Source organism: Pseudoalteromonas sp. S16_S37, from assembly GCF_014694405.1.
Classification (GTDB): Bacteria; Pseudomonadota; Gammaproteobacteria; order Enterobacterales; family Alteromonadaceae; genus Pseudoalteromonas.
The window spans coordinates 1-7,416 of sequence record NZ_JAAUWV010000097.1; the positions used below are offsets into that span (position 1 = coordinate 1).

A 7,416-nucleotide genomic window follows, 5' to 3' on the forward strand; every position below is an offset into this window, starting at 1 on the left:
TTTTTTATTTAGCGATTCATAAGATCACTAAACATCATGAATGTTCCCCACATTTTCCAAAATTTCTAAAATCTCCATCTTATTGATATATAAACACTAGTTTTGGGGATACCTTAGGCAATTACCGCTGACTGCTTTTATCGGCCCTGCTTTTTACTTTTACACACGTTCTTTAATACTGCGCTCCAGTGCTATAAGCACTAAGTCAATAATGCTCGCTTGTCTTGGGCCGATATTGATCATGCTCAGCTTTATGCCTTTTGCATTGCTACTGAGCGCCGAGCAAAAGCTTGCATTGGCAAACCCTGCGACTCGAGACCCAGCGCTTTATCAATTTGCGCTGTTAACCTGTTTGAGCACAACCTTGGTATTTTTAGGTACCACGTTATTGTATTTTAGAGCCGCTTATGTGTTGCAAGCCAAGCATAGAGAACAACTTATGCAGCGGTTTTCCGACATTCAAAGGCAATCACTCGATTGGTTACGTGTAATACTTTTGTTATGGGGAGCGGTTTGGACACTTTATTCGATTGAATATTTTCTCGGTTTTATTGGCTTCAAGTGGTTTGGCACAGGTGTTGCCATTCCTATACTAGAGCTTATATTACTGGTCGCTTTTGCTCATTTGTCGTTAAACCAGCCCCCCTTGGATGAAGAGCATAAAACGCAGGAGCTGAAGTTAGCGCCTCGAGTAGCAATTTTAGACACTCAACGGATGGCGCGTATTGCTGATAAATTACGTAATGCCATGCAACAACAGCGCCTGTATAGCGACAATGAGCTGTCTCTTAGTCGTTTGTCTGGTGCGATTAATGTTTCGGAGAACCATATTTCAGAAACCCTATCGCAGCATTTGGGCATCAACTTTTTTCAATTGATCAATCAATATCGCGTTGAAGAGGCTAAGCGTCTACTAGCAACCACAGAGCGTTCCATCATTGATGTTTCCTTGGAGTCAGGTTTTAACTCTCGCTCAACCTTTAATACAGCATTTAAAAACGCGGTTGGATTAACGCCATCGGCTTATCGTAAAGCCAATTTGGGGATAAATACCAAATAGGCATAACCGTATCGAAGTTGGTAACCACTAAACAGCTACTCATTGTAGCTTATTAGTTTTTGGTTTAGCCCAAAAATTCAGGGCTTTGAAAAAACTCAGCAAGGCAATCAAACACGATACGAATACGTTTTGTATTTCTTAAATCCGGATGCATCAACAGCCAAATATCACTGACCTTGGCAGGTTCGAACAAGTTAAGTTGCTGAAGCTGAGCTCTCTTTTGGTCAACAGGTAAAAATGCGATCCCCAATCCTTGTTGCGCAAAATAGGACATGGCAGTTAGCTCATCACAGCGGATAGTAATTGATTCGCTGTGATGCTTTTCCAGCCATGAAAAAGCCGCGAGATTCAGCATAGCGCCAGTGCCACCGATCAACGGATATTGGCCGAGTGTGACAAGGCTTGGCGCAACCGAGTATCTGTCTAAAAAATGGTGAGAAACAAACATGGCCCAAGGGATGGCTGACACTTTTTTGCCAATAAGGTGCTCTGGTGGAAAATCTGTGGCCCTAATCGCAATATCTGCCACTCGCGAATTGAGGTTCAATGAATCATTACTTGCGAGAATTTCAAATGTTATCTCGGGGTAGGCTTTGCTTATGCGCTCAACCACTATGGGCAGGCTACGGTTGGCAATATTATAAGGCGCGGTAATTTTTACCACGCCTTTGGGCTGAAACTCTTTGCCTACGATGTGGCGCTCAATGTCTTCGGCACCTTGGAGCATTTGATTGGCAAACGTGAGCATTTCTTCAGCCAAAGGGGTGGGCACATAGCCTTTTTCCGCGCGTTGAAATAGTTGCCCACCTACGGTTTTTTCTAATGCCTCAATCCTACGAAAGGCGGTTGAGTAGTTAATGTTCAATGCTTTGGCAGCGCTTGATATTGAACCGTGACGCGCCACAAGTGACAGCACTTTTAAAGAATTCCAGTCCATAGATCTATGCAAATTTGCAAGTTTGTTTTGCAAATATTGCCACTAACAATGCAAATTAGCAAAGTGCATACTGAGCCAATCAGTAAATATTGAGCAGTTTAAATTAGGAATTGATATGGTTGATATGAAATTTGAATTGGTGGCACACACACTTTGCCCTTACGTTCAGCGCTCGGTGATAACACTGCTAGAAAAAAACGTTGCTTATACGCGTACAGACATAGATTTGAGTAACAAACCTTTGTGGTTTAAACAGCTATCCCCAATGGGGAAAGTACCTTTGCTTAAGGTCAATGAGCACGATGTGTTATTTGAATCTGCTGTTATTTGTGAGTATTTAGATGAAATAACGCCGGGAAACTTGTTGCCAGAGCACGCTATTGATAAGGCGCGGCATCGTCAATGGATAGAATACGGGTCAAGCATACTCAATCTAGTGGCAAAATATTACAATGCCGAAAGTAAAGTTGAATTTAATCAGGTGTCAGGGTTACTTCGTGATAGCTTTGAGCGACTTGAGTCACCGATCGTAGGGCCATATTTCTCTGGTGAGACGTTTTCTATGGTTGATGCGGTATATGCCCCTATTTTTCGTTATTTTGAAGTTTTTGAGTCACTGATTGAATCATCTCTATTTACTGAATTACCCTATATTAATCATTGGCGCGCTCAACTACTGGCTCGACCTTCAGTAATAGCGGCAGTGGAGCGTAGCTATGCAGCCGAGCTTACTGATTTTGTTCGTGGCAAAGATAGCTATTTGGCACAGCTAATAAGGTTGTAATACTAAGCTCGCCTGAGGTGATTTGTTCTGTAAGAAAACAAAGATAGTGAAATAAAGTCAGCCAGATATCATCAAGACATCAGGCTTTTTATTGCTACTTTTAACGCAGAGCAAAAAGGCGCACAGTGTACCTGTTAGTTGTTTTGGCTCAATAGCTTTCGCCAACCAACCACATTCGCTGGGCCTTTTTTACGGATGATAAAATTACGGATAATCCGCCCAAAAAAGCTTTTACCTAAGTTGGCAAGTTTAATGATTTTATTTGATTCACTCACCGTCCAAGAGACTCTTTGAGAACGTATTTTCTCAAACTCAGTGAGCGCACTGGGTATGTCGTCAGCATGAATATCTTCGAGTAGTTTTGCTAAGCAGTTGATATCTTCCAACGACATTCCTGCGCCTTGTTGTAAGCTAGGTGGGCAACCATGCAGTGCGTCTCCCACCAATACCACACGGCCAAATATGGCTTGGGTTTGGGCAACACTTTTAAGCTCGCCTGTGACGATGGCGGTCTCATCGTTGATGGCGTTTAAGCATTGCACGATAGGCTGGGCATAGTCTGAAAAGAGTGCTCTAAGTGCTTGCTGCGCTGGCATCTGGTGATAATGACCAGACGCATCACTGACGTGCGCATAGCAATATACCTCGCTGTCGCTGATGGGGTAAATCATAAATAAGTCATTGTGACCTACGTAGTAGACAGGCTGAAAATTGGCGCGAGGTTTAGGAGCGATGAAGCGCCAGTTTGTGACTTGCGGTTTTATGAGCGGCGAATTAGGCTGCACGAATGCACGGGTTTGTGAATTGATGCCATCGGCAGCAACAACTAAGTCGTAGTGTTCACTTTTGCCGTTATTGAATTTGACCAATACTTGGTTGCTCTGCTGCTCAAGTGCCGTAGGCCAAGTTGCTAATTGTATGTGTTGTGCAATATCGTCTCTCAGAATAGCCATCAGCGCATCTCGTCTTAATGCGACAAAGGGCGCTTTGTCCAGCGGAGCCTCATCGAGTGACGCTTTTGCAAGGGTCTGACCATTTGCTTTGGCGTATTCTATTTCATGTACTTGATGTGCTTTTGCGCAGACTTTATCGGCAAGTCCAAGCTTTTCAAGTTCAAGCATCGCGTTGGCGGGCAAGCAAATCGCGGCACCTTCGCAGGTTAACGAAGCGGCTTTTTCGACAATCTCAACATTCATATCTTGCGCTTGTAAGCATCTAAATAAAGCACTGCCCGCTATACCAGCTCCAACTATTAGCACTCGCACGATAAATACTCCCTATTTTAGGTTATTTAAATGTTAAATCTTGATTGGTGACGGCAGACGATAGGGCGTTTTGCGGTTATTTACAAGCTATTTGTTATGGCTCCTTCAATGGTTAATGCAACTTGTTATGAACGGGTCAATGTGTGCCAAATTTTAGTAAATTACAAATATGCTAGCCGCGCAATTATTCGCTGATCAAGGTTGTGTGTTTTGCAAGCAACGTTATGCTGAACGGACTGGTGATTGACGAAAAATAGAATGTTCGCTAGGCTAGCGACTCTTTTATGAAGTGAGGACGACCTCACCACTCTATCTCATTTGGGGACGGCCCCGTTAAATGGGGTAGTTTATGTCTTGGTTTTATCTAATTGTAGCGGGTTGTTTTGAAGCACTGTGGTTGGTGTTTTTAGACAAGTCAGCGTCTTTTTCTAAGCACTATTATGTTATTTTGGCAGTCGCCTCAATGGCTATCAGTCTAGCGCTATTTTCTATATCACTTAAGCAAGTTTCAACAACAGTCGCCTATTTGGTATGGCTTGGCTCGGGCGTATGTGCAATTGCTTTGGTTAATCATTTTGCATTGGGTGTAGTGCTCAGCGTAAAGCAGTGGGTCTTTTTAGGTGTGATTCTAGTCGGTATAGTTGGCTTAAAAAGTACCAGTTAACATAACAAATGGAGGGAATATGGCAGGTGAAACTAATCTAGAGGTGTTATTAAGCGCTATGCAGCCTGAGCTGCTAGACACTGAGTTTGTGTTTATAACCATAGCGGGTGGGCAATATGGTGATGCCGTAAATCTTAGCCCCAAAGCGATGTTTTTAGAACAAGAGGGCATGACTTTGGTTATCCCAAAGCGCACGGCCGATGAGTTTGGACATGGTTATGAGTCTGTTTTTCAATGTATTACGCTTAATGTGCATTCGAGTCTTGATGCGGTAGGCTTAACGGCTGCGTTTGCTAGTAAGTTAGCCGAGCATGATATTAGCGCTAATGTGATAGCAGGGTACTTTCACGACCATATTTTTGTACAGTGTGACAAAGCGCAACAAGCTATGGCTGCACTTAAGTCTATTTAACCTCAGATTTGGGCTAATTCGCTTAGCTAGAGCTGAAGTTATTAAGTGGTTACAATACAAACAAGCGTACTATCTGTTTAATAAGGGAGTATCAATGCAAGGGTCATGTTTATGTGGTGCCGTTGAGTTTTCAATAACGGGTGAGTTACCAAATCTTTATCAATGTCATTGTTCGCTCTGCCGAAAGCTATCGGGCTCAGCGTCAGATACGGCTACTTTTTTAAATGCCGAACAATTTAGCTGGGTAAAAGGGCAAGCGTTTATAAAGTCTTTTAAATTACCATCTGGATACCGGTCTGATTTTTGTAGTGCATGTGGCAGTACCGTGCCGCATTTTATGGAAAATGGCCGGCAATATTGGATACCCGCGGGCTTACTTGATGGTGTATGTGACACTAAGGTATCAGTGCACTTGTATGTTGGTTCAAAGGCGAGTTGGGACTGTATTAACGGTGATGCGCAGCAATACGAGCAGATGCCAACAATGGATGAACTCAACAAAAAGCTGCAATCAAAACAATAATCACAATGGTTTTATAAATAGAGTCCATTGTTAGGTTTTTTGAAACATTTGTAGACACTTTTTTAATCCATTTTTCAAAGCAAGGAGTATAGACTCAAACAATTCAGTGATCCGGTAATATAACAATGAGAAAAATACTTATTCTGATCGCGCTATTATTTATGGCCGGTTGCTCAACAAAATTTGTATATAAAAATTTAGATTGGCTGACCTATTGGTATGTTGATGACTATATCGCACTCACAGATGAGCAAGAGGCCCATTTTGATAAGCATTTACAAACTTGGTTGGATTGGCACAAAGCCCAAGAGTTAGATACGTATATCGCTCAGCTTAATGAAATTAAAGCGGATGTTTCAGCCAAAAATATAACCCCAGAGCGGGTGGCTTACCACCAGATGCAAATGCTGGCACATTGGTATCGTTTTCGAGATAAAATCGTGCCAGATTTAGCGCAATTGGCACCGATGCTCAGCAAAGCGCAAGTGGAAGAGTTATTTAATGAATTGGCCGAATCTGAGTCTGAATCAATAGAAAAGCGCCAACGGCGCTCTGAGCAAAAACGTAAAAAGCGTTGGGAAAAAAACCGTATCAATAATCTGGAGCGTTGGCTTGGTCAATTGAATGATGAGCAGAAAACGTTGGTTGAGCAGCTTTATGAGCAACAGCTCAGTACGGCTGACTTATGGTATGACTATCGCGTTGATTACCAAGCCCAATTAAAGGCATTGTTTGAAAAGCCTAATCGAGACGCGCAATTTGTCACTGAGTTACAAAACTTACTCACCAACCCCGAGCAGTTTAGGTCGCAAGAATTGCAAGCGCGCATCGCTCACAATAAACAGTTTGAGTATCAATTTCTGACCAATATTTATCGTAGCTTGTCTGAAAAACAGCGAACGCATTTGCTCAAAGAGCTTGATGAACTGATTGACGACTTAAGCTCGCTAAAAAAATAGGTGGAACACCTAGGGTTATTATTGACGTGCTGAGGTATTTTAAGTGGATAAAAAAGGCACTGACCACTAGTGCAGTGCCATAGTTAGGTGAGAATTTATTCGCTTAAAACTCCCAGTTAAAGCTGGCGAAATATGTTCGACCCAGTGTGTCAAACAAGCCGCCATCAGTGCCTAGATAGTAGTTTGCACCGCCGCTGTACGCATTGGGCATTTGGGGTGTCTTTTTATCAAAAACGTTATTTGCACCCACGTTTAAGCGCATAGTTTCGCTGATGTTATACGAGGCTGTTAAGTCGGTATAAAACATGCTCGGTGTTTCATGTGGGTTTACAATCGATGCGGTGTAACTTTCTCTATATCGTTGTTCACCCACATATCGTGTGGCGCTACCCACTCTAAATTGCTCGTTCTCATAACTTAAATTAACCGTTGCTTTCCACTCTGGGTGCGCAAATAAGCCTACAGTCGGCTCGAGATCTAGGGTTGGATCGGTTTGAATATCACGGCGGATCAGCCGCTGCACAATCGTATTGATTGCAAAAGTGCCGCCCAACACATCAAATTTATAGTTAGCAATGATATCTAAGCCGCTTGTCCGTCGTTGATTTAGATTGAGGGTTTTTAAATTAACATGGGTGATAATACCATTAGGTTGGCGTGTTAATAATGCACAAAACTGATTATCCAAAGAGCCAGGGCGGGATCGCACTTTTAGCTAATTTATGATCAAATAGCGCCAATCCCATTGCTAGGCGCAACCAATGAACCTGATTGAACACCTTACAGTTGTAGAAGAAACTCGCTCTGATATT

General features: G+C 42.6%; 9 protein-coding genes. 6 read left to right on the plus strand and 3 right to left on the minus strand.

The window, feature by feature from the left end; all coding sequences use genetic code 11:
• The first annotated feature begins 211 nt into the window (after positions 1–211).
• On the plus strand, positions 212–1,060 hold the full coding sequence (locus tag HC733_RS21360) for a helix-turn-helix transcriptional regulator (RefSeq protein ID WP_190367004.1): 849 nt from the start codon (positions 212–214) through the stop codon (positions 1,058–1,060).
• A 64-nt stretch (positions 1,061–1,124) separates the two neighbouring features.
• Here the strand turns inward: HC733_RS21360 and HC733_RS21365 are convergent, their stop codons facing one another.
• Positions 1,125–1,997, minus strand: a complete 873-nt coding sequence (locus tag HC733_RS21365) for a LysR family transcriptional regulator (RefSeq protein ID WP_190367005.1) — start codon at positions 1,995–1,997, stop codon at positions 1,125–1,127.
• Between the two features lie 115 nt (positions 1,998–2,112).
• Between HC733_RS21365 and HC733_RS21370 the strand changes: the two genes are divergently transcribed.
• Positions 2,113–2,781: a glutathione S-transferase family protein gene (locus HC733_RS21370; protein ID WP_190367006.1), complete on the plus strand. Its 669-nt coding sequence runs from the start codon at positions 2,113–2,115 to the stop codon at positions 2,779–2,781.
• Between the two features lie 134 nt (positions 2,782–2,915).
• On the opposite strand, the gene HC733_RS21375 is transcribed toward HC733_RS21370, so the two are convergent.
• Positions 2,916–4,046, minus strand: a complete 1,131-nt coding sequence (locus HC733_RS21375; RefSeq protein WP_190367007.1) for an FAD-dependent monooxygenase — start codon at positions 4,044–4,046, stop codon at positions 2,916–2,918.
• A 349-nt stretch (positions 4,047–4,395) separates the two neighbouring features.
• Here HC733_RS21375 and HC733_RS21380 point away from each other — a divergent pair, with 349 nt between their 5' ends.
• The 4 genes from HC733_RS21380 (at position 4,396) to HC733_RS21395 (ending at position 6,604) form a co-directional block, all read left to right on the plus strand.
• A complete protein-coding gene (locus HC733_RS21380) occupies positions 4,396–4,710 on the plus strand; it encodes a DMT family transporter (protein WP_190367008.1) in 315 nt (104 codons plus the stop codon).
• Positions 4,711–4,729: 19 nt separating this feature from the next.
• Positions 4,730–5,122, plus strand: coding sequence for an ACT domain-containing protein (locus HC733_RS21385; RefSeq protein ID WP_190367009.1), 393 nt, complete (start codon positions 4,730–4,732; stop codon positions 5,120–5,122).
• A gap of 94 nt (positions 5,123–5,216) precedes the next feature.
• On the plus strand, positions 5,217–5,645 hold the full coding sequence (locus HC733_RS21390; protein WP_190367010.1) for a GFA family protein: 429 nt from the start codon (positions 5,217–5,219) through the stop codon (positions 5,643–5,645).
• Positions 5,646–5,770: 125 nt separating this feature from the next.
• Positions 5,771–6,604 carry a DUF6279 family lipoprotein gene (locus tag HC733_RS21395; RefSeq protein WP_190367011.1) on the plus strand — a complete coding sequence of 278 codons (834 nt, stop codon included), beginning with the start codon at positions 5,771–5,773 and terminating at the stop codon, positions 6,602–6,604.
• A gap of 103 nt (positions 6,605–6,707) precedes the next feature.
• On the opposite strand, the gene HC733_RS21400 is transcribed toward HC733_RS21395, so the two are convergent.
• The gene (locus tag HC733_RS21400) at positions 6,708–7,292 is read right to left on the minus strand and encodes a TonB-dependent receptor domain-containing protein (protein WP_238937656.1); all 585 of its coding nucleotides are present in this window, start codon (positions 7,290–7,292) and stop codon (positions 6,708–6,710) included.
• Between the last annotated feature and the right edge of the window lie 124 nt (positions 7,293–7,416).

What these genes read in the sequence shown, in the direction of transcription:
- HC733_RS21360 (WP_190367004.1), top strand. Translation starts at nt 212, where the DNA reads ATGCTCGCTTGTCTTGGGCCGATATTGATCATGCTCAGCTTTATGCCT.
- HC733_RS21365 (WP_190367005.1), bottom strand. Translation starts at nt 1,997, where the DNA reads ATGGACTGGAATTCTTTAAAAGTGCTGTCACTTGTGGCGCGTCACGGT.
- HC733_RS21370 (WP_190367006.1), top strand. Translation starts at nt 2,113, where the DNA reads ATGGTTGATATGAAATTTGAATTGGTGGCACACACACTTTGCCCTTAC.
- HC733_RS21380 (WP_190367008.1), top strand. Translation starts at nt 4,396, where the DNA reads ATGTCTTGGTTTTATCTAATTGTAGCGGGTTGTTTTGAAGCACTGTGG.
- HC733_RS21385 (WP_190367009.1), top strand. Translation starts at nt 4,730, where the DNA reads ATGGCAGGTGAAACTAATCTAGAGGTGTTATTAAGCGCTATGCAGCCT.
- HC733_RS21390 (WP_190367010.1), top strand. Translation starts at nt 5,217, where the DNA reads ATGCAAGGGTCATGTTTATGTGGTGCCGTTGAGTTTTCAATAACGGGT.
- HC733_RS21395 (WP_190367011.1), top strand. Translation starts at nt 5,771, where the DNA reads ATGAGAAAAATACTTATTCTGATCGCGCTATTATTTATGGCCGGTTGC.